This is a genomic window from Bacillus sp. AM 13(2015) (assembly GCF_001518755.1).
Classification (GTDB): Bacteria; Bacillota; Bacilli; order Bacillales; family Bacillaceae; genus Bacillus; species Bacillus safensis.
The window spans coordinates 1-22,136 of the sequence record NZ_LKCP01000080.1; the positions used below are offsets into that span (position 1 = coordinate 1).

The 22,136-nt window shown below is 42.2% G+C and carries 20 protein-coding genes and 2 pseudogenes; 12 read left to right on the forward strand and 10 right to left on the reverse strand.

What is annotated here, in order from left to right:
* Positions 1-246 (forward strand): annotated as a pseudogene (locus AOQ70_RS13360) (hypothetical protein); the annotation flags it as partial.
* A 37-nt stretch (positions 247-283) separates the two neighbouring features.
* On the opposite strand, the pseudogene AOQ70_RS13365 reads toward AOQ70_RS13360, so the two are convergent.
* A pseudogene (locus AOQ70_RS13365) lies at positions 284-1,521 on the reverse strand (MFS transporter).
* A gap of 147 nt (positions 1,522-1,668) precedes the next feature.
* Complete coding sequence (pbp4, locus tag AOQ70_RS13370) at positions 1,669-3,708, reverse strand: penicillin-binding protein PBP4(5) (protein WP_059376758.1); 2,040 nt, start codon at positions 3,706-3,708, stop codon at positions 1,669-1,671.
* Positions 3,709-3,970: 262 nt separating this feature from the next.
* Between pbp4 and AOQ70_RS13375 the strand changes: the two genes are divergently transcribed.
* Complete coding sequence (locus AOQ70_RS13375; protein ID WP_059376762.1) at positions 3,971-5,386, forward strand: SLC13 family permease; 1,416 nt, start codon at positions 3,971-3,973, stop codon at positions 5,384-5,386.
* Between the two features lie 5 nt (positions 5,387-5,391).
* On the opposite strand, the gene AOQ70_RS13380 is transcribed toward AOQ70_RS13375, so the two are convergent.
* The gene (locus AOQ70_RS13380) at positions 5,392-5,748 is read right to left on the reverse strand and encodes a hypothetical protein (protein WP_099663017.1); all 357 of its coding nucleotides are present in this window, start codon (positions 5,746-5,748) and stop codon (positions 5,392-5,394) included.
* Between the two features lie 83 nt (positions 5,749-5,831).
* Here AOQ70_RS13380 and AOQ70_RS13385 point away from each other — a divergent pair, with 83 nt between their 5' ends.
* A complete protein-coding gene (locus AOQ70_RS13385) occupies positions 5,832-6,059 on the forward strand; it encodes a hypothetical protein (protein ID WP_039177063.1) in 228 nt (75 codons plus the stop codon).
* Here AOQ70_RS13385 and AOQ70_RS13390 read toward each other — a convergent pair.
* On the reverse strand, positions 6,040-6,519 hold the full coding sequence (locus AOQ70_RS13390) for an Hsp20/alpha crystallin family protein (RefSeq protein WP_059376765.1): 480 nt from the start codon (positions 6,517-6,519) through the stop codon (positions 6,040-6,042). The two genes, AOQ70_RS13385 and AOQ70_RS13390, sit on opposite strands and share 20 nt — an antisense overlap.
* Positions 6,520-6,584: 65 nt before the next feature.
* Between AOQ70_RS13390 and AOQ70_RS13395 the strand changes: the two genes are divergently transcribed.
* Positions 6,585-6,842 carry a hypothetical protein gene (locus tag AOQ70_RS13395; RefSeq protein WP_003213975.1) on the forward strand — a complete coding sequence of 86 codons (258 nt, stop codon included), beginning with the start codon at positions 6,585-6,587 and terminating at the stop codon, positions 6,840-6,842.
* Between the two features lie 6 nt (positions 6,843-6,848).
* The gene (locus AOQ70_RS13400) at positions 6,849-7,082 is read left to right on the forward strand and encodes a hypothetical protein (RefSeq protein WP_024424583.1); all 234 of its coding nucleotides are present in this window, start codon (positions 6,849-6,851) and stop codon (positions 7,080-7,082) included.
* Between the two features lie 35 nt (positions 7,083-7,117).
* Here the strand turns inward: AOQ70_RS13400 and AOQ70_RS13405 are convergent, their stop codons facing one another.
* Entirely contained in the window at positions 7,118-8,509 is a 1,392-nt protein-coding gene (locus tag AOQ70_RS13405) for an amino acid permease (RefSeq protein WP_039177068.1), read from the reverse strand.
* A gap of 180 nt (positions 8,510-8,689) precedes the next feature.
* The gene (locus AOQ70_RS13410) at positions 8,690-9,763 is read right to left on the reverse strand and encodes a tetratricopeptide repeat-containing glycosyltransferase family 2 protein (RefSeq protein WP_059376766.1); all 1,074 of its coding nucleotides are present in this window, start codon (positions 9,761-9,763) and stop codon (positions 8,690-8,692) included.
* Positions 9,764-9,895: 132 nt separating this feature from the next.
* Between AOQ70_RS13410 and AOQ70_RS13415 the strand changes: the two genes are divergently transcribed.
* The gene (locus tag AOQ70_RS13415) at positions 9,896-11,779 is read left to right on the forward strand and encodes an ABC-F family ATP-binding cassette domain-containing protein (RefSeq protein ID WP_059376768.1); all 1,884 of its coding nucleotides are present in this window, start codon (positions 9,896-9,898) and stop codon (positions 11,777-11,779) included.
* Positions 11,780-11,810: 31 nt separating this feature from the next.
* Here AOQ70_RS13415 and folE2 read toward each other — a convergent pair whose 3' ends face one another.
* Positions 11,811-12,707 carry a GTP cyclohydrolase FolE2 gene (folE2, locus tag AOQ70_RS13420; RefSeq protein WP_059376771.1) on the reverse strand — a complete coding sequence of 299 codons (897 nt, stop codon included), beginning with the start codon at positions 12,705-12,707 and terminating at the stop codon, positions 11,811-11,813.
* Between the two features lie 143 nt (positions 12,708-12,850).
* On the opposite strand from folE2, the gene AOQ70_RS13425 reads away from it, so the two are divergent.
* Positions 12,851-13,276, forward strand: coding sequence for a MerR family transcriptional regulator (locus AOQ70_RS13425; protein WP_041087175.1), 426 nt, complete (start codon positions 12,851-12,853; stop codon positions 13,274-13,276).
* A 56-nt stretch (positions 13,277-13,332) separates the two neighbouring features.
* Positions 13,333-14,523 carry an MFS transporter gene (locus AOQ70_RS13430; RefSeq protein ID WP_059376773.1) on the forward strand — a complete coding sequence of 397 codons (1,191 nt, stop codon included), beginning with the start codon at positions 13,333-13,335 and terminating at the stop codon, positions 14,521-14,523.
* A 45-nt stretch (positions 14,524-14,568) separates the two neighbouring features.
* On the opposite strand, the gene AOQ70_RS13435 is transcribed toward AOQ70_RS13430, so the two are convergent.
* Entirely contained in the window at positions 14,569-16,122 is a 1,554-nt protein-coding gene (locus AOQ70_RS13435; protein ID WP_059376776.1) for an ABC-F family ATP-binding cassette domain-containing protein, read from the reverse strand.
* A gap of 152 nt (positions 16,123-16,274) precedes the next feature.
* Here AOQ70_RS13435 and AOQ70_RS13440 point away from each other — a divergent pair, with 152 nt between their 5' ends.
* A complete protein-coding gene (locus AOQ70_RS13440; protein ID WP_059376779.1) occupies positions 16,275-17,417 on the forward strand; it encodes a DEAD/DEAH box helicase in 1,143 nt (380 codons plus the stop codon).
* Between the two features lie 34 nt (positions 17,418-17,451).
* On the opposite strand, the gene AOQ70_RS13445 is transcribed toward AOQ70_RS13440, so the two are convergent.
* Positions 17,452-18,456, reverse strand: a complete 1,005-nt coding sequence (locus tag AOQ70_RS13445; RefSeq protein WP_041108604.1) for an NADP-dependent oxidoreductase — start codon at positions 18,454-18,456, stop codon at positions 17,452-17,454.
* 121 nt (positions 18,457-18,577) lie between these two features.
* Entirely contained in the window at positions 18,578-18,955 is a 378-nt protein-coding gene (locus AOQ70_RS13450) for a YfmB family protein (RefSeq protein WP_059376781.1), read from the reverse strand.
* A gap of 221 nt (positions 18,956-19,176) precedes the next feature.
* On the opposite strand from AOQ70_RS13450, the gene AOQ70_RS13455 reads away from it, so the two are divergent.
* The 3 genes from AOQ70_RS13455 to AOQ70_RS13465 all read left to right on the forward strand — a co-directional run bounded on the left by AOQ70_RS13455 (position 19,177) and on the right by AOQ70_RS13465 (position 22,126).
* Positions 19,177-19,524 carry a general stress protein gene (locus AOQ70_RS13455; protein WP_039177084.1) on the forward strand — a complete coding sequence of 116 codons (348 nt, stop codon included), beginning with the start codon at positions 19,177-19,179 and terminating at the stop codon, positions 19,522-19,524.
* Between the two features lie 953 nt (positions 19,525-20,477).
* Positions 20,478-21,134, forward strand: a complete 657-nt coding sequence (locus AOQ70_RS13460) for a class I SAM-dependent methyltransferase (RefSeq protein ID WP_058837806.1) — start codon at positions 20,478-20,480, stop codon at positions 21,132-21,134.
* 266 nt (positions 21,135-21,400) lie between these two features.
* The gene (locus AOQ70_RS13465) at positions 21,401-22,126 is read left to right on the forward strand and encodes a GTP cyclohydrolase II (protein ID WP_034282729.1); all 726 of its coding nucleotides are present in this window, start codon (positions 21,401-21,403) and stop codon (positions 22,124-22,126) included.
* Positions 22,127-22,136 lie beyond the last annotated feature (10 nt).

The window sequence follows — 22,136 nt, forward strand, 5'->3', positions numbered from 1 at the left end:
ATGTATCTCGACGAATGTCCACTTTTGTTCTATCATTTTTCTGCCTTTACGATCATTGATGAGAAGACCTTTAATCTGAATTGGTATTACTATATGACAGAACAAAAGCTTGTGGATCACCTGTATATTCCTTATGCTGACTTGATTCATCGAAAAATCAAACAGGTGCAAAAGGTATTTCCAGAATTTAAGCAAGGGTTTATTGCAAAGAAGCATGTTCCTGATACACATTTCTATGAGATGTGAAAAAAACCGCTCATATTGATTTGAGCGGTTTTTCCTTTTATGATTCATTCCATTTGGAGATGGTTTGGTCGCTAGGAAGTAAGAAGGCTAGGATGCCTAATATCGGTAAAAAGGCAACACCGAGCATGGTAGGCGTTAAGCCAAAGGCATCAATGAATGAACCGAGGGCAACCGATCCGATTGCACCCATACCAAACGCAAGCCCAACAGTTAAACCAGACATTGTGCCAATTTTCCCGGGAAATAGTTCTTGGGCATAAACCACGGTGACAGAGAAGCTTGATGTCAAAATGAGCCCAATCAGCCCGAGTAAAACATAAGCAAAAACGGGTCCGGCAAATGGCAGCAGCAGGGCAAGCGGGAAGGATGCCAATAAGGAAACTAAAATCACGTTTTTTTTGCCAAAGCGGTCTGCAAGTGGCCCGCCTAAAAATGTCCCAATTGCACCTAGAATGAGAAATAAGAAAATATAAGTCTGTGATTCTTTAATCGTCAAACCGTATTGTTCAATCGCATAAAACGCATAGAAATTCGAAATGGCATTTCCATACCAAGAGCGGGCGAAGATGAGAAAGACGATAATGCCAAGTGCAATGAGTGCTGATTTACGATGAATATCAGATCTAGCAGCTTTTGCAGGTGTTTTTTTCGCTTGGGCCCGCATGGTTTGAAGTCTTCCGGCATACCATCTTGAAATATAAAGAAGGAAACCGACCGCTATCATTCCAACAATCGTAAACCAAGCCACGCCTGTCTGACCGAGCGGTACGAGCATTAATGCAGCGATAAGCGGAGCAAAGGCTTGACCTGTATTACCGCCTACTTGATAGATGGACTGTGCAAGTCCTCGTCTTGGACCAGCTGCCATGTTGGCAACACGGGAGCCCTCTGGATGGAAGATCGCAGAGCCAAGTCCGATAAAGACAACGCAAAGCAAAATGGTTGCAAAAGATGGAGCAAACGCGAGTCCGAATATACCGACAGCACTTGAAAATAAAGCAATCGGAAGTGCATAAGGCATCGGCCGTTTATCTGTGTACCAACCAATAGCAGGCTGCATCACGGAGGAGACCATATTTAATGTAAAGGCAATCAGCCTAATTGTGTAAAGGTCAGCCCCATTGAGCGTTCCAAAATAGGGAACATCGCAGGAATAACGGCTTGAAGTGTGTCGTTCAGCATATGACAAATACCAATAATCAATAGGATGGGATAAACCGTTGAGCCGGTAACAGAATGTTGAGGTTTATCCTTTGTACGAGCAGCAATGGCCAATGAGACTTCCTCCCTTCATTTATCTGTTTTCTGATTTTTGCATTCTTCTCATTTTATTCATAAGGTGAACTATAAAACAATAGCAAATTGTCATGATTTAGAAAAAAAGAGACACAAGCGCTTGATTGAGCTTGTGTCTCTAAAGAGTTATTTGTAAAAAGAAGCAATCACAGGCTTCATTTTTTGAACGACAAGTCCACTGCCGCCGCGGTTTTTCACACCTTCGATCATGCCGACGAGGACGTAATCTTCTTTTTTAGGATTAAACGCAAGTAAAAATCCATTTTCAGTGCCGTCTGTTGCACCTTGTTTGCTCTTTAATTCTGCCGTACCCGTTTTAGCGGCAATATCCGCTCCTTCGATTTGTAAGGAGTGGGCTGTTCCGTTTGGACTGGTCACGACCTTAGTCAATGCGTCTTTCACTGTGTTTGCCGTGCCTTCTTTGATGATTTGTTTTGGTGATGCTGTTTTTCCATCTTGAATCACTCGAGGGTAGACAAGCTTGCCTCCTGTGGCAAATGGAGAATAGGCATGTACTTGTTCAATTGGTGACATGAGTAATTCGCCTTGGCCATACGCCGAGTCAGCCAGTAAGATATCCGATTGAATGCCATCGTTCGATACTTGTGCAGGCTTCATTGTAAATGGCATGTGTAAGTCTTCGCCAAACCCAAATGCTTTCACTTTTTGCTCGTAGGTGTCTTTGCCGATTTCGAGTGCTTCCTGTCCAAAATAAATATTGTCTGAGTATACAAGGGCATCGACCATATTTACTTTTTCTTTATCGTGAACCCGTGTGATGCGATAATTTCCCCAAGATTGATCCTTTTGCCATTTTAGTCCGTGAATGGTACGCACTTTGTCAGGCTTTGTGACACCTGTTTCCAGCCCAATGGCTGCTGTAATGGTTTTGAATGTGGATCCTGGCGCATACCGGCTCGCATATCGAGCTTGGAATGGAAGGTCTGGATTTTCACTGTATGCCTGATATTGCTTAGGTGTAATCCCGTTTGTCATGAGATTGACATCGTAGGAAGGGGTGCTGACAAGCGCTAATAGATCGCCTGATGATGGATTCATGATTGTGACGGCCCCTTTTTCGCCTTTCAACTGATCATAGGCTTTTTTCTGTAAAGAAGCATCAATCGTCAGCTTCACTGTTTTTCCATCTTTTCGATCTGATTTTTGCAATGTTTCTTCAATACCTGTTTCATCATGGACGATGAGAATGCTTCCGCCATCTTGTCCGCGTAAGTTTTTGTCAAATGTAAATTCAAGGCCGGTTTTGCCGATGATTTGATCTGCCTTTAATGCTGGATTTCTTTTGATATCATCCGCATTTGCTTTTCCGACATACCCGGTGAGATGAGCGGCGGCTTTGTTATATGGATAGTAGCGCATTTCCTTCGTTTGATAGGTAACGCCATTTACGTCCTTTGGAATCGGCTTTTGTTTTAACATCGATTTGAGCGGGACAAACGTGTCGTCTGTGACCCATGCTTGTTTCAGCTGATTGTCAATGAGTTCTTCCTCTATATCAAACGCTTTGCTGATCTTTTTGATATTACGTTCTTTTTCTTCTCCTGTTCCGAGCTTTCCTGGGATGACGCCAAGTGCGTTTCCACCAGTTGTTTCTGCCAGTGTACGTCCTTTTCGGTCGACAATGTTTCCGCGGACAGCAGGGTCAGCTTTGACCTTGATGGTATCTCCTTTCTCCATTTGCGGGAAGATGAGATTTGGCTTCCAGTCCACTTTCCACTTGTCGTCCTCTTCGGAAAGAACGCCCTTGTAAGACAGCTTATGCAGCTTGCCAAGAGACGTTTTCATCGTTACATCATAGGAAAATTGATACCCATTTCCTTTGTCCTGTTTTTCAACGTTGAGCTTTGAAATGTTCAGGTCATAAGCACCAATACCGTTGAAAATATTGTCGTATTTTTCGGCTAGTTGTTTTTTTGAAAAGTCATTGGCTTTCAAAGATGCACTTGTCACCTCATCTGCCAGCTTCGTAAAGTCTTTCTTCTTCATATGTTCCGTAAAGTTTTGAGCGGCTTTTAAAGCCTCTTTTTCTTTTGAGAAAAGAGTATCTTTTAAGAAAAAGAAAGCAGCAGCAACTACGATGATGCTAAGAATGGGAATTATGACTTTTTTCTGTTTCCAAAATGATTTTCGTTGACCCGTATACAATGAAAACACCTCAATTTTTGATTAGATCCTCTATATTTTACAGTGATTGGTCGTGATTTGTATAGTTTCTCCTATGAAAATAGACCAAGGGATCATGTCAAGGTTTGGGGAATGGGGTTAAAAAACAGCTATTTCGTAATGAAAGATATCTTCATTTTTTCTTATGATTTAAAGGATTTCTTAAAAGATCATCGAATGTGAAAAATTAGAAAAAATATGACAAGCGCTTTCATTAGGGGGAATTGTTATCGTTTATAAAAAGGTGAATTTGATTGGACTTGTTCTTGGACCGACACTCTTTTTGCTCATTTTTTTTCTCATACCTGAAGATGAATTGACCTATGCTGCGAGGGTAGTCTTGGGCATTACGGCTTGGACGGCCACATGGTGGGTGACTGAAGCACTTCCCATTCCTGCTACATCTTTATTGCCCATCATCCTGCTGCCGACACTTGGCGGGCTTTCTATGGAACAAACATCAAGGTCTTATGGAGATCCGATCGTCTTTATGTACATGGGAGGATTTATGATCGCAATTGCCATTGAAAAATGGAAATTACATAGAAGAATGGCTTTACACATTTTAAGGGTGATTGGCACAAGAAGTGACCGCATTGTATTAGGTGTCATGATCGCGACTGCTTTTTTATCTATGTGGATTTCGAATGCAGCGACTGCCCTCATGATGCTGCCAGTGGCACTTGCAGTGATTAAAGAGGTTAAGACAAATGAAATCTTATCTGGTCCATCTCTTGATCGATTCAGTAAAAGCATCTTATTGTCGGTTGCGTATTCAGCGTCAATAGGAGGATTGGCGACACTTGTCGGTTCTGTGCCAAATGCGGTGTTTGCTGCGATGTCAAAAAAACTGCTAGATCGGGAGATTATGTTTTTTGAATGGTTTATGTTTGGTTTTCCTGTTGCGCTGATTCTGCTCATTCTCTTATTTTTGTATTTGACGAGGGTACAGTTCAAGGTAGAACACACAGGTGAAATGAGTGCATCGTTCATTCAAAAGGGATTAGAGGATTTAGGAAAAATGAAAAGAGAAGAAAAATGGGTATTTGTTGTTTTTCTCATGACGGCGTTCTTATGGATTTTTAAGCTCTTTTTGTTTGGAGGGATGACCGTATCTGATACGTCTATCGCCATTTTCGGTGCCATGCTGTTATTTCTCATTCCAGCAACAAATGGAGAGAGAATATTAGAATGGCAGGATATGAAACAACTGCCTTGGGGACTTTTGCTTTTGTTTGGAGGAGGGCTTTCGCTCGCTACGGGCTTTGCAGAAACCAATCTAACAGGATGGATCGGAGAAAATCTACAGCATTTAAACGGGCTTTCGTATATCATGCTGTTGATTATTTTAACGGGAGCGATTCTGTTTATGACTGAAATTATGTCAAATACGGCTGTTGCCAATATGATTATTCCGATAACGGTAGGGCTTGGGCTTGCGATTGGAATCGAGCCGTATGGGTTAATGGCCGCTGCTGCTTTGGCTTCCTCTTGCGCGTTTATGCTGCCGATATCCACACCGCCAAACGCCGCTGTCTTTAGTGCGGATGTGCTGAAAATATCAGATATGGTCAGGGCAGGCTTTTGGTTAAATATCATCAGTATTGTGGTGATTGTTCTTGCGGTCTATTTCTGGCTGCCGATTGTGCTGAAAAGCTGAGTGCATTAAGAAGAAGAAGGCTTTGATCGAATTGAGACGACCGGTGTTTTTGTTTCTTTTGGCTTCGGTGTTTGTGTGGATTTTTTGATGCGCGTTTCCTTTGGCGTGTAATAGGTTGCCCCAATATTGAGCCTGCCTTGAAGCTGGTCAATAGAAAGCTCCCCAAATTCTAAGTGGTAATCAATTTTGTCCACGTGCAGGGATTCGATATGGATGTGTGTATCTTCTGAGACAGGAGCAGCTGGTGCAGACATTTTTTGCTCAAGAGCGGCGAGTCTTTTTTCTAGCTCAACGACAGATGGGGATGGACTGGATTCAGTTTTTTTAAAGAGTGATTGAATGAAATGTTTCAAGTAGACCACAACCTTTTCTTCCGCCTTGCTCTAGTCTATGGAAAAGCTATCGCATATATACTTATAGAGATGACAAGAAAGGGGAGAAGTATATGCTGCCTACTCAGATTCACATTGCCCATATGAAAACGAATTCGATTGGCACAGGTTCATCCATGACGTTTGGCTCGACGTTTGTTCGCAATCATTGCAGTACGATCAAAAGAAACAATGGATTTGGGGAACAGAATGCTGATGGCGTGATCACGATCCTGCCAATTGAAACAATTGATGATCGTGATCAAATAGACGCAGTGAGTATCAATATTCGTCATCTATGATGATAGCAGTCGCTTTTCCTTCATCCTTTTGCAGGCGGATGTAAAGTACCCCGTCTTTAAAGGCAGCATTCATTTGATCAAGAATCATTTCTGGAAGGCGGATTTTCTTTTCAAACGGACCATACTTCCCTTGCTTTTGGCGAAAGTCCTGCTCGTTAAAAAAGGAAAAACGCTGTCCTTTCACAACCAAATATTCACCATATGATAACACCTGAACATCTTCCTTTCGGTAGCCAGGCAAGTAAATTAAGTATTGAATTTCTGTAGGGGTTTCCACCATGTCGATTGGTGGAAACGACGCATCTGATCCCCGCTGATCCTGCTGTGTGAATGTAAATGGAGATGGACCGTTTGCCATAAAGGGGGATCTTTGCTCATCGTCGAAGATCATTTTCCAAAAATCATCTCCATGCATTTGCTGGGCAATATCCATCCACTGTTTCATTTTTTCGAAGTCCATGTGAAGACCTCCCGTTAACATACTTGATGGGTGCTTGCATATACCTATAAAAAGGAGGTTTATCTGTGGTTCAACCAACTCCGTATATCAATATTAATATTTTCATGTTAAAAATTAATTCCTTTGAAAATGCGTCGGCGGTGAATGTCGGACAAAATTTGTTAGCAGAGTGGCAAAACTCAGATAAAAAAAATCAGGGTTACGGACAGAATTTTGGAGATGCCAGCGGTTTTGTCGGTACAAAAAGCCATGTAGATGATCGAGATCAAGTGGACTCACCTGCCTCTTTTTCACCAGCAGCTAAACCCATTCAAAGGAAGTGACGTGTGATGTTATTCTCACCTTCAGTCGTCAATGTCGGTGCTTTTAAAATCAATGCAATGGATCGGGGTGCATCACTGACGCTAGGACCTTATCAGCAGATTGATTATTTTCTCTCGATGAAATTGAATCAAGGTTTTGGTGAGGACAATGGAGATTGTTCACCGCTTGTCATTCCGATTTCAAGCGTGTTAGATCCAGATATGGTGGACTCAAATTCAGTCAAAAACAGCGTGGTTTAAGAAAAAAAGAGACCGGGAATCCCCGAGTCTCTTTTCTAATTTGTTTCATTCAGATGGCTTTTTCGTCTTGCATAGGTGAAATAGACAACAACACCGATGGCGATCCAGATGAGGAAGGCTCTCCATGTCTCCCATTTCAGTGTGGCAGCCAATGTCATACAAATGATCGCACTGATAATCGGAAGCACAGGCACGAACGGTACTTTAAATGCTGCTTTAAGATTCGGATGTTTTTTCCGTAAAATGATGACTGCAATGGAAATCACCGTGAAGGCTGCCAGTGTACCGATGCTGACTAAATTCGCAAGCGTCGATAAATTCACAAAACCTACGATACACGCTGCGACTGCACCTGTCAGCCAAGTGTTGGCAACGGGCGTTTGCGATTTTGGATGAACCTTTGAGAAAATATTTGGCATAAGCCCATCGCGGCTCATCGCAAAGGTTAAGCGAACCTGTGCATATACCAAGGCAATGAGAACCGTGGTAATCCCAATAATAGCACCGGCTGATATGATACCCGCCACACTATTCAGGCCAACTACTTGAAGAGCAAATGCGACAGGATCACTGACATTCAGCTTCGTATAGTGAACCATGCCTGTTAAGACAAAGGAAACCCCGATGTATAAAATGGTACAAACGCCGAGCGCTCCGATAATCCCAACCGGCATCGCCTTTTGCGGATTTTTGACCTCTTCAGATGCATTGGCGATCGCATCAAATCCGAGGTAAGCAAAAAAGACGGTTGCCGCGCCTGCAATCACGCCGTTAAAGCCCATTGGCATAAACGGTGTCCAGTTTTCAGGTTTGACGTAAGCAAAGCCTGAAATGATAAAGAGTAGGACGATGGCAATTTTGATCAGCACAATGATGTTATTCAGCTTTGTACTTTCTTTGACGCCTCTTGAGACGATAAAGGTGATGAGCAAAATAATGAGTGCGCCTGGAAGGTTAAAGACGGCCCCGTCAGCGGCTCCAGGTGCAGCTGATAAAGCCTTCGGTATGTGAAGACCGAATCCGCTGAGAAGTGATTGAAAATAGGACGACCATCCACTTGCCACAGCAGAGAGTGCAATGACATATTCAAGCATGAGATCCCAGCCCATTAAGAAGGCGAGAAATTCTCCAAGTGTTGCGTAGGAATACGTATAGACGCTTCCTGACACAGGAATGGATGAGGAGAATTCAGCGTAGCAAAAAGCAGCAAGGGCGCATGCGATCGCAGCCAAAATAAAAGATATAATAATCGCAGGTCCTGCATCATTTGCCGCAGCAACCCCCGTAATGACAAAGATCCCAGTCCCGACCACACAGCCAATGCCAAGCAAGATTAAATCAAACGTATTCAAAGAACGGCTGAGCCGCTTCGTTTGACTTTCAAGCATGAGCTGGTCGAGAGATTTTTTTCGAAATAAAGAACTCATGTTGACCTCCTAATGGATAAATCTTTTCGTAAGACGAATGTTAGTATATGCGCAAATGACAATTTAGTCAATTGGTTGAAAAACGCTTTAAATCACTAAAGTGTTAAACGTCACAACCGAAGAAGTGTATAAAAAGAGACATCCGCCGGGAGATCGAAGGCGGATGTGGTGTCAGACAATCTAAGTCTGTTCAGCAAATATTTTTTCATTGTACAGCACACTTGGATGAGTTGGATGATGGGCCGAGGAGGCACGGTGATGTATTTTGGCTTGTTCCAGGTTGCCGAGCTGATAATAACAGTAGCAAAGCTGAAGGTGAGGATACCACGTTTTATATTGTGTCAGTGTGAAGGCTGTTTCGTTTTCAGGAGCCTTCAGCGCCTGCTCATACCAAAAGATGGCTGCCTGATGTTTATTTTGTATTTTTAAATGATCCCCGATCCGGCAGCAAAATTCTGGCCGGGGCTGATCATATAAGAAGGATCGCAATAAGGAGGATAAGGCTGCTTCCTCATAGCCTTCCGCATAATAGCAGTCCGCTAAATATTGGCATGTGCGAATTTCATCCTCAATCCAGCACTGTTTTGTGTTTAAAAATTCATGATAAAAACGAATCGCTTTGACATGCTGCCCGTTGTCTCTTAATTCATTGGCAAAGTAAAAGAGATCACGGGGCGTCATATCCTCTCCTTTTGCCAGCATGTCTTCATAAATTCGCAAGTTGCGCCCAGGCTCACCAGCAGTTGTTTTCTTGCGTTTTTGATGTGTGACGGCGATATCTGCAGGAAGGATGTTTCCATACACTTGAAGAAACTCATGAACGGCCCCGTACCACTGAAAGTTCAAGGAACGCTTCACAAGGCGATTTCTTCTATATTTGAAATTGACTCGACCGTTTTCATCGAATCCCACATGATAAAACATCGAAACGGCATCCACCGAGGGATCAAGTGTCTGCTTGAGCTGAAGCAGTTTTTGGCGGTCTTCTTCAAGCAGAACATCGTCAGCATCGAGCCATAAAATATACTCTTTCGCTGCATGTGAGAAAGCAAAGTTGCGTGCTTTTGCAAAATGCTGGACCCATTCAAAATCCAGCACTTTTGCTGAAAAGGAATGAGCAATTTCCTTCGTTTGATCTGTTGATCCTGTATCAACGATGATCATCTCATCGACAATGTCTTGAACAGACGAAAGGCAGTCCGCCAGCACCTCCTCTTCATTTTTCACAATCATACATAAGCTAATGGTTATCATCTTTAGATCACCTCTTCATAGTGTATCGAGCATCAAAAGGAAACATTCTTTTCTGCAGCGGGTTTTTTAAAACTAGTTTTCTGCTACTGGCTGATTTAAAATAAAGAAAGAATCTATGTAAGGGCTGATAAAATGAGTTTATTGAATGTTGAAGGATTATATAAAACCTATGGCGAGAAAACGCTGTTTGATCATATTTCTTTTCATATAGAACCAAAGGAACGCATCGGATTGATTGGTCCAAATGGAACAGGGAAGTCAACGCTTCTAAAGGTCATTGCAGGACTTGAATCGTTTGAGGAAGGTGACATCACGAAAGCAGGGACACTTGATATCGAATTTCTCGAGCAAGATCCTGAAATGAGCGGGAATGAAACGATTCTTGACTATATTTTTTCGGGAACGGCACCAATGATTCAAACGATGAAGGCGTATGAAAAGGCACTCGCCGATTTAGAGCATGATCCGCAAAATGAGACAAAACAAGAGGCACTGATGCGCATGCAAAATCGAATGGATCAAGAAGATGCTTGGGATGCGAACCTTTCAGCCAAAACGATTTTGACAAAGCTTGGCGTGAAAGATGTAAGCCGCTCTGTACATGCATTATCAGGCGGACAGAAAAAACGTGTCGCCATTGCTAAAAATTTAATTCAGCCTGCTGGTTTGTTGATTTTAGATGAGCCAACCAACCATCTTGATAATGCAACGATTGAATGGCTTGAAGGATACTTAAGCCAATATAGCGGTGCTGTCATCCTCGTGACGCACGATCGTTATTTCTTAAATCGGGTGGCCAATCGGATTTATGAGTTAAATCAAGGACAGCTTTATACGTATAAAGGAAATTATGAAGTCTTTTTAGAAAAAAGAGCAGAGCGGGAAGCAGAAGCTCAGGTGAAAGAAACGAAGCGTCAAAACTTGCTTAGACGAGAGCTTGCATGGCTCAGACGAGGAGCAAAAGCAAGAACGACAAAGCAAAAAGCACGTATCGGCAGAGTCGAAGAGCTGAAGGATCAAAAAGGGCCTGATGCGAAGGGAGAGCTTGATTTTGCCATTGGCTCACACCGCTTGGGAAAACAAGTGATAGAGGCAGAAGACTTATCGATTTCATTTGCTGGCCAGACCCTTGTGGAGCGGTTTACAGATTTAGTCGTGCCAGGTGATCGTATCGGATTTATCGGACCGAATGGAGTCGGCAAAACCACTTTACTGAACTGTCTAGCAGGTAAGATTGAACCGACTTCAGGACAATTGACCATTGGACAAACCGTTCGTATTGGTTACTACACGCAGGATCACAAGGAAATGAATGATGAGCTGACCATCATTGAGTACATCAAGGAAACAGCTGAGATCGTCAAGACGTCTGATGGCGCCATTGTAACAGCAGAGCAGATGCTGGAGCGCTTCCTTTTCCCAAGATCGATGCAGCGGACGTATATTCGTAAGCTGTCAGGGGGAGAACGCCGCAGATTGTATTTATTGAAGGTCTTAATGGAAGAGCCGAATGTTCTCTTTTTAGATGAGCCAACGAACGACCTTGATACAGAAACCCTCAGTATTTTAGAGGATTATTTAGAGCAGTTCCCTGGCGTCGTCATCACAGTGTCCCATGATCGTTATTTCTTAGACCGAGTGGTTCACCGCCTGCTTGTCTTTGAAGGAAATGGGCAAATCTCACACTTCCAAGGGGCTTACAGCGATTATATGGAACAGGAAAAAGAGCAGAAACGGACAGAGACAAAGCCTGCTGAAAAACAAGTAGAAGCTGCGCCTAAAAAGAGAAAAAAACTTTCTTATAAAGACCAGCTTGAATGGGATGGGATTGAAGACCGGATACAAGCATTAGAGGAAAAACATCAGCAGCTTGAAGCCAGCATTGCAGAGGCAGGCAGTGATTTTGGGAAAATTCAAGAGCTGATGGACGAACAAAAAGCCGTTGCGGAAGAATTAGAACAAGCAATGGACCGCTGGACAGAACTATCTCTTATGATTGAGGAAATGAATGAATAAAGATGTGGAAATAAAAAACCTGTAGAGCGATCTACAGGTTTTTTTGATAGGAGCATTTGGCATACGCATCATGCTGGTGGATGGATTCCTCATTACGACACTCGACTTGAAAGCCTCTGATCCATGGCTGCTCATATAATTCAATGGCAATTAACCTTGTGATATCTTCTACAAAGCGCGGATTTTCATAAGCCTCTTCTGTCACTTTCTTTTCATCAGGTCTTTTGAGCACGGGATAAAGCGGTGCGCTCGCATTGGACTCAATGATATGTAAAAGAGCGGTCTTGATGTCGTCAGGGAGCGCTACTTGTTCAAACAACTCTACTTGAATGGAAACAGACCCACGCTGATTATGGGCACCATATTCACTGATTTCTTTGGAACAGGGACATAATGTCGTGACCTGTGCATCGCACCCAACGTGACAGGTCCATCCGTCCTTTTCATGAAAATGGACGTCATATTTGACAGTTGCATGCATCAAGCCTGACTGCCCGGTGACTGGACTTTGTTTTTCCATGTACCATGGAAAGGAAACTTGAACGGAAGCAGAGGATTGATTCATTTTCCGGGCGAGCGCTGCCGTCAATTCTTTTAGGGTATTCACATCAAGCGGCTTGCTGCTCTCATAAAACGAGTGCAGCTGTTCAGTGAGACGGCTCATATGAATGCCTTTTTGATGGGCTGGCAGGGATGTACTCAGTGAGAATTCAGCAGTGGTTGTTTGGCGCTGTGGTGCTGTTTTAGATACGATATGTATGGGATAGGAGATGCGGCAGACCCCGACTTGTTCAAGATGAAAATAAAAGTCCTGCTCTGTTTTTTGAATGTCTGTCATGTCCTCTTTTTGCCAAGGCTTTGTGCCAAGACTTGGCGGTACAGATCCGAATAGCTGGTGCCGTTCTACTTTAGGTGGAAATGAGCGCATATGGTACCTCCTATAAATCGTAATTATTACTATTTATTTTGCGATAACATATGGAATAAATCAAGTGTTAAAAATTTGACGTTTACGTTAAGGTTATAAAGGTGTATAATAAAACATGAATTGATGAGCAGGAGGCACTGGCGATGGAATGGATGAAAATTGATCAAGTGGCGAAAAGAAGCGGACTGACAAAACGGACGATTCGTTTCTATGAAGAGATTGGTTTATTATCAGCACCAAAGCGGACTGAGGGCGGTGTCAGACTTTACTCAGAGGACGATATGGAAGAGCTGGAGAAAGTGATGCAGGCAAAAGAGGTACTCGGCTTTTCTTTACAGGAGCTTCAATCGTTTATGGAAATCGGAAAGCAGCTAGAGCTGAATAAAGAAGGCTACTTGCTGTCGCTTGATCCGAAGGAACGATTAGAGAAGCTTTTAGATATTGATGCGCAGCTCAACATACAGCATCAATTGATTACAAAAAAGCTTGAAACGATTCAATCCTTTAAAAAGGATCTTGAAGCAATGAAAGAAAGAGCGGCTCATGCAATTGAGCAATTACAAAAATAAACACCTCTGCGTGTTTATTTTATTTTGTCAACATTTGAAGGAAAGGTTCTGATGGAATGAAGGAAGAAGAAGTGTTGAAACAGCGTACAAGTCTGCTTAGGCAGCCAAAAGCCGTTTGGGCTGTTGCCTTTGCGTGTGTGATTTCGTTTATGGGAATAGGACTCGTCGACCCGATCCTGCCAGCCATTGCATCGCAATTACACGCATCTCCAAGCCAGGTCTCTCTTTTATTTACAAGCTACTTACTTGTGACCGGCTTTGTGATGTTCTTTACCGGCTTTATTTCTAGTCGGATTGGTGCGAAATGGACGTTATTAGTTGGACTCATTTTTATTATTGTTTTTTCTGCTTTAGGTGGTACTTCTTCAACGATTAATGAATTAATTGGCTTTAGAGGCGGATGGGGCATTGGGAATGCTTTATTTATTTCAACTGCACTCTCTGTCATTGTTGGTGTATCAGTTGGAGGAAGTGCGAAGGCCATTATTTTATACGAGGCAGCACTAGGTCTTGGGATATCGGTTGGACCGCTGCTTGGCGGTGAGCTTGGCACAATTTCTTGGCGCGGGCCTTTCTTTGGCGTTGCCGTGTTAATGCTTATTGCTCTTTTAGCGATTACCTTTATGCTTCCACCTATGCAAAAGCCGCAGAAAAAAGTGAAATTATTTGAGGCTGTCGGGGCGTTAAAATATAAAGGACTTTTAACGATGGCATCTGCCGCTTTCTTATACAATTTCGGTTTCTTTGTGCTTTTAGCGTATTCGCCATTTGTGCTCCATCTTGATGAGCATGGACTTGGATATGTCTTTTTTGGATGGGGGCTATTCTTGGCTGTGACCTCTGTCTTCTCAGCGCCAGTCATTCATCGCAAACTGGGGACATTGACCTCGCTTGTCGTTCTGTTTGCTTCGTTTGCATTGATTTTACTTGGCATTGGGGTATTTACGTCACATGTTGTCGTAGTCATTTGCGGAATTGTCATTGCTGGGGGAATTCTCGGTATGATCAATACAGTGCTCACGACAGCTGTGATGGGGTCAGCACCGGTTGAACGTTCAATTGCTTCATCCTCTTACAGTGCTGTACGGTTTATTGGGGGTGCGATTGCTCCTTGGATTGCCGGAGTTCTCGCTGAATCCTATACAGCAAGTACACCTTATTATGTCGGGGCTGCTGTGGTTCTCTTAGGCATGATCATCCTCCTCCTTGGACGTAAGCATTTGGTGAATATCCAAGCAGGTCATTAATTAGAAAAGCCTTATATCTTTAGAAGATATAAGGCTTTTTTGTCGTTATAATACTTTTGTTGTCCAAGATTCGCAATTCCAAGTTTCGGTTGCCACATCTTGATAAAATTCAGGTTCGTGAGAAATCAATAAGACGCTGCCTTTATATTCTTTTAACGCGCGTTTTAGTTCTTCTTTTGCATCGACATCTAAGTGGTTTGTCGGCTCATCGAGAACAAGTAAGTTGGTTTCTTCGTTGATCAGCTTGCAAAGACGGACCTTTGCTTTTTCTCCTCCGCTTAAAACAGATACACGGCTTTCAATATGTTTTGTCGTTAATCCGCATTTTGCAAGAGCGGCTCTGACTTCATATTGCGTGTAAGAAGGGAAGGTGCTCCATACTTCTTCAATACAAGTATTGCTGTTTTGCTCTTTTACTTCTTGCTCAAAGTAGCCAATATGCAAGAATTCTCCACGTTCCACCTCACCAGAAATAGGTGTGATTTCTCCAAGAAGACTTCGGAGCAGCGTCGTTTTACCGATACCGTTAGCACCGTACAACGCAATTTTTTGTCCGCGTTCCATTTTTAAATTCAATGGGCGGGAGAGTGGTTCATCATAACCGATGACCAAATCTTTCGTTTCAAAAATCAGTTTCCCAGAAGTACGTGCCGGTTTAAAATGGAATTCAGGTTTTGGCTTTTCTGCTGCGAGTTCAATCATATCCATCTTATCCAGTTTCTTTTGGCGGGACATCGCCATATTTCTTGTGCTGACACGTGCTTTGTTTCTGGCGACAAAATCCTTTAGTTCAGCCACTTCCTGCTGCTGTCTTTTATAGGCTGCTTCGAGCTGCTGCTTTTTGACTTCGTACACTTGTTTAAATTGGTCGTAATCCCCAACATAGCGCGTGAGCTCTTGATTTTCAACATGATAAATCAAGTTGATGACACTGTTTAAAAACGGAATATCATGTGAAATGAGGATAAACGCATTTTCATATTCTTGTAAATAACGCTTCAGCCACTCAATATGCTGCTCATCCAAATAGTTGGTCGGCTCATCGAGAAGGAGAATTTCTGGCTTCTCTAACAGCAATTTCGCTAGCAGCACCTTCGTACGCTGACCGCCGCTGAGCTCCGTCACATCACGGTCCAGCCCGAGATCTGTTAAGCCAAGACCTCTTGCAATTTCCTCGACCTTAGAATCAATGATATAGAAATCATTGTTTGTCAGTGCATCCTGAATGACGCCCACTTCCTCTAACAGCTTTTCCAGCTCATCAGGATCGGCTTCACCCATTTTGCCATAAATGTCATTCATCGCGGCTTCCATTGAAAATAAATAATAAAATGCATCCTGAAGGACTTCACGGATCGTTCTTCCCTTTTCTAGCACGGTATGCTGATCAAGATAGCCGACACGGACATTTTTCGCCCATTCGACTTTTCCTGCATCTGGCTCCAGCTTGCCAGTAATAATATTCATAAACGTTGACTTTCCTTCACCGTTGGCGCCGATTAAGCCGACATGCTCGCCTTTTAATAAACGGAAGGACACTTCGTGGAAAATGGCTCTGTCGCCAAAGCCATGACTTAAATCTTTAACAGATAATATCATTTTTTACACCTCAAATAGATTCAAAACGGCTAGTGCCTCTCATGATTATATCGAACTGTCCGGCTCGATAAAAGCATCAAAAGAAAAATTGCGTTTCAAAGCTGATTTTGAGATACTAAAGGATAGATTGAATGAGGATAAAGGAGATCGACATGACGGAAAATTGGGCATTTTTGAAAGAAGCAAAGCCATTTATTCAAGAGAACTTTCAAGCGGCTGGATTCGAAAAACCAACAGCTATACAAGAAAAAACAGCAGAGTGGATTACGGAAAAGCGTGATGTGATCGCAGAATCGCCAACTGGAACGGGGAAGACACTTGCGTATGTTCTGCCGCTTTTAAATAAAATTGATGTCAATATTAAGCATCCGCAAGTCTTAATCTTGGCACCTTCAAGAGAGCTTGTGATGCAAATCTTTGATGTCGTGCAAGAGTTCAAACAAGGATCAGACATCAAAGCTGTTTCCTTGATTGGTGGAGCGAACATCAAGAAGCAGCAAGAAAAGCTAAAGAAACACCCGAACGTCGTTGTGGCGACACCTGGCCGAGTACAAGAATTAATCAAAATCAAGAAACTGAAAATGCATGAAGTCAAAACGATCGTATTAGACGAAGCAGATCAGCTTCTTGTGCCAGAGCATATGAAAACGATCCAAGCGATCATTAAGTCCACATTAAAAGAAAGACAAATCCTTTGTTTTTCTGCCACGTTGAAAGAAGAAACCGTTCAGCTGATCAAAGAAATGACATCTGAACCAGAAGTATTGAAAATTGCTAGAAGTGAGGAAGAAGCGCAGAAAGTGGGTCACTATTATCTGTTATGTGATCAGCGTGACAAAGTGAAACTACTGCAAAAGCTATCACGGCTTGAGGACATGCAGGCACTCGTTTTTGTGCGTGACATTACGAACTTAAGCATTTATGCAGAGAAATTAGCGTATCACCATGTCGACCTTGGTGTCCTTCATAGTGAAGCAAAAAAAGCTGAGCGTGCTGTGATTTTAAAATCATTTGAACAGCGTGAATTCCCGCTCCTCCTTGCAACAGATATTGCAGCAAGAGGAATCGATATTGATGATCTGCCATATGTCATTCATGCAGATATGCCAAATGAAGAGGGCTACATCCACCGTTCAGGCAGAACCGGACGTGCTGGAAAAGAAGGCGCAGTCATCAGTCTTGTCACACCTCAAGAGCAATCAATGCTGAAAAAAATGGCGAAAAAGCTAAATCTTTCGCTTGAAGAAATTGTGTATAAACAAGGCCAGCTACAGCTTGCGCCCAAGCAGGCATAAGAAAAGGACCCTCCATGTGGAAGGGTCCTTTTTGTTATGAAATTTTGACAAGCTGTTTTCCGACATTTTCTCCTTTGAATAGTCCAAGGAATGCATCAGGAATGTTATCAAAGCCTTCAATGATTGTTTCTTTATATGTGAGTTTGTCTTCTTTTACCCATTGTGCGAGATCCTTCGCTGCCTCTCCAAAACGATCTGAATAGTTGGCAACGATGAATCCCTGCATCAATGCGCTTGTTTTGATGAGTTTTGTTTGCACACGCGGTCCGATATCTTCGCTCGCACTAATATTATAAGAAGAAATGGCACCGCATACTGGAATGCGTGCAAAACGGTTCAAATGATTCATCACCGCATCTGAAATTTCGCCGCCTACGTTGTCAAAGTACACATCAACGCCGTTAGGACAGGCTTTTGCAATCGCATCATCTAAATCATTCGTTGTTTTATAATTAATCGTTTCATCAAAGCCTAATTCTTTTAAATAAGCGAGTTTATCATCAGATCCGGCAATTCCCACGACGTGTGCGCCTTTGATCTTAGCGATTTGTCCCACAACGGAACCAACGGCACCTGCGGCTCCAGAAATGACAACCGTCTCGCCTTCTTTTGGCTGGCCAATCGCAAGCAGGCCAAAGTAAGCGGTTTGCCCTGGCATCCCCAAGATGCCTAAATAATAGGACAATGGCGCAATGGACGGATCAATTTTAGTCAGAGATTCAGCTTTGGCAGTGGAATATTCTTGCCAGCCAAGGAAACCAAGGACAAAATCACCCTTTTCAAATTGTGGCGATTTCGACTCAACGACTTCTCCGACGACACCGCCCTGAATCACTTCATTTAGCTTGAACGGAGGTGTATAGGATTTTGTATCCTGCATTCGTCCTCTCATATAAGGATCTACAGAAACATATTTCGTTTGAATCAAGACCTCTCCATCTTGCGGCACAGGTATATCTACTGTTTCAAAATGAAAAACATCTTTTGTAGGTAATCCTTTTGGACGTTTAGCTAATTGAATTTGCTTTTGTTGACTCATGTCAAATCCTCCCTTTCACTTACAGCCTAGATTTACATTAACATGATGCTTCTTTTCGTTCAAAACATACGGTCTTTTCAAAACACACACAAAAAAGCAGCCGCCATCTCATCGAAGGGGACTACTTTTTCTGAAAAGATACAGAGAGGAGCGGCGGGAGACAGCCAAACAGCTGATACACATCCGCATCACGTTCTTTTAACAAAAATTCATTTGCATTTTGCATGGAGGCTTTCATCATATCGCGCGTCACAAAAGGAAAAAGGATATTCAAATATGAGGACAACAGGTCTTGTGGATCTTGATCAATTGACTCGATATCTCCAATGTTAATAATGATGGAAAAGAGATAATCAATGGAGATGCGAAAGTGCTGTTCGGCAAACAATGTAAGCGGCTTTGTATTCGCTTCTTCAGGATTCCACTTTTGAAAAAGCTGTTTCACCAAATCACTGACAACCCAAGCATTAAACTGCTGCTCCGCTGAAAAGTAATACATCAGCTCTCCCTCATTTCTAGCCTCCAGTATAAGAATTGTACAACAAATCCACAGGAATGAACACGATATTTCAGAAAATTTAGTCATTTTAACAGGCTTTTTGTCAAAAATAAGTCGATAGGCATGGTATGTTCATTAAGCAAATTGGATGTGCTCTTGTAAGGTTTAATGTCAAAAGTGACGGGTAAAAGATTCGTAAGACGTTAAAGGAGGAATATAAAATGAAACCTGTTGTAAGAGAGTATTCAAATGATGAAACACTTCAAAGAGATGTAGAGCAATTAAAATCAATCGGTGTTGCAAGAGAGGACATTTATGTTCTATCCCATGACGATGATCGAACAGAGCGTATTGCAAATAATGCAGATGCCAATACGATAGGCTCAAGAGAAGTTGGACTTAAACATGCGGTCGGGAACATCTTTAGTAAAAAGGGAGATGAGCTCCGCAATAAAATTCATGAAATTGGTTTCACCAAAGAAGAAGCTGAGACATTTGAAGAACATTTAGATGAAGGAAAAGTGCTTCTCTTTGTCACAGATCATGAAAAAGTGAAAAACTGGGCGTAAAAGCCAACTGAAAAAGCCTCTTACTTTTGTAAGGGGCTTTTTTTCATGCCTCCATGTCTGAAGGAGAGACATATATCTTTTTTACGATAAAAAACAAATACAGAAGTATGGAATAAATAGTAAACTCTCTAATTGAAAATGCCGCTATACCAAAGAAAAACATGGGGAATCAGAAAAAATAGTCGAAATATCACAAAAAATCATTCGGGAAATAATTATTGTATCTTTCTATTTTGATTTAAAATTAAATAAAAAACTTGTGTAATTTAGTAGATAAATTTCTTAGTTCTATTGGTTTAAATTGTATTTTTGTGTAGAAATGATTGTTTTAAGGTCAAAAAACCACGAAAAATACCTGTATTTTCAATTAGAAAATTCATTTTAATGTTTAGGAAATAATTTGTTGACAAAATAAACTAAAAACAATATATTTGGCTTATTCCAGTCATTATGGAATTAGTTGTTAAATTTCTGGCGGGTTTATTCGGAGCATACTTAGTGAAAGGGGATGGCAGAAACCAAGGCCTAAGCGCCTTTAAGTGTGTCTACTAAAACAAAGCAAAAAATCATGTACTTGAAGAAAAAATGATAGTCATTCTAAACAGTAGATTGGTTTTTCTACTATGAACACTTTGCAAGAGATAGTCAAAAGGCGTTAAGTCCTTATACAAAAGAGAAAGCGGTTTCAATAAAGAATGTGAGTTGATCGAACGGTGAAGGAGGTGAACTCATATGAAAAAAAGAGAGAACAAGCTGAGGCGAGGCGGCCTTCAAACGGCTGCATATGAGGAGGATGAATGCTGAAAAAGAAGAGTGAACATGTGGGATGCTGCTCTCCTTTTTCAGACAAACAGATTTTCCTAAAAAATCCATCTTTCATTTTAACATAAGGTTTTTGGCTTGAAAACCACCTTTGCCCGAAAAGGCGATTGTGAATTGAAGGAGGTTTCATGATGAAAAAGGCTTTGTACCATGAAGACAGTGGTTTGTATTTAGAAAAAATGCGCATGGCATTCCAAGAGCATTATGAGCAAAGAACAGATATGTGGTCCACTGATCCATCCTTAACAGACGCAGCAGTGATGTCATTAAAGGCATGGCGTTCAAGGGAAAAGAATGCACTTGCTTCTGTACTGGATATCGGGTGCGGCAACGGCCGTGCACTTGAACATTTAAGCGGGCTTTCCGCATATGTCGGTATCGATCTGTATGAGCATGAGGAGTGGGAAGGGTTACAGAAAAGAGAAACAGTTCCTGTCCACTTTGTTCATCAAGATTTTATGTCATGGTCCATGGATCAGGGACGCGGGATGCAGTTTGATTTGATTTTAGATCATGGCTGCTTTCATCATCAACATCCTGATGATCATGAACGTTATTTAAAACAGGTCTCTTCTTTACTTCATGAAGGCGGTGTCTTTTCACTTGTTGTCTGGGGAGAAGAGTGGAAAACAGGATTAATCGGAGAAGATGGCCGTTTTCATTTTTCGTTTTCAGATTCTCAGCTTGGCGAAAAAATTTGTACATCAGGTCTTGAGCTTGTATCCATATCACCATTACAAGCGAAGGCCGGAATAAGCCAGCATCATGTCATTGCCGTCAAAATCTAGTACAAAGGTGAGTGATTCAAAGCTAGCAGAGGTGTTCATGTTAAGAAAGAGCGCCTGCCAATCAAGGGTGTTTGCTGCTCTGACAAAAAAAGCATATGAACCAAGATTTCTGCTCCTTTGTACTGGAAATGGACAAGGTCTAAAGCGATGAGAGACACTGCACATTCATTTCCTTCTGCGGGAGCACACAGGCAGAGGGAGTGCGTACACATATTCATCACTCCATCACTGCGCTATGGGTGCAGTGATGAATAGGGGGGAGACAAATGAACAAGTTTGTAGATGAATTACAATCAATGATTCATCATTTTACCTTTCAAGAAAAACACTATTTGCTCGTGGGGCCTGTGAATTTGCCAATTTCCATTCAACATGAAGAAGTGCCATTTAAGTGGTATGCCTTCGCACCTGTTGAACGGGATACAAAACCAACGATCGAATCGATTGTCCAAATGAGTACCGCGCAGCAAACCTTTTCCTCTTGTCTCTTATTTGGCGACTTTGAAAATGAACGGCCGCCGCTTGTGCGAATCCATAGTGTCTGCCAAACAGGTGATGTGTTTGGGTCACTGAAATGTGATTGTGGTCCACAGCTTGCATTATCACTGAAGAAAATCACCGATTACGGAAAAGGTATGCTGGTGTATATGGCCAATCAAGAAGGGCGGTCTATTGGGCTGATGGCAAAAGCATTGACGTATAAATTACAGGAAATGCAGCTGGATACTTTTGAAGCCAACCGTCTGATTGGCTGCGGGGATGATGATCGGCATTACGAGGAAGCAGCAGCAGTTTTGCACTATTTAAACAAAGGGAAACCTTTGCATTTACTAACGAACAATCCAGATAAAGTCGATTCTATTGCAGCTTATGGTCTTCCTGTTTTGCGGTTTGATCATACGGTCGAAGCCTCTCTCTACAATGAAGCCTATTTAAAGGCAAAAGCAGCCTCAGGGCATATGGTCGATGAGAAGAAATTAATTAATCAATAGACGAGTTTAT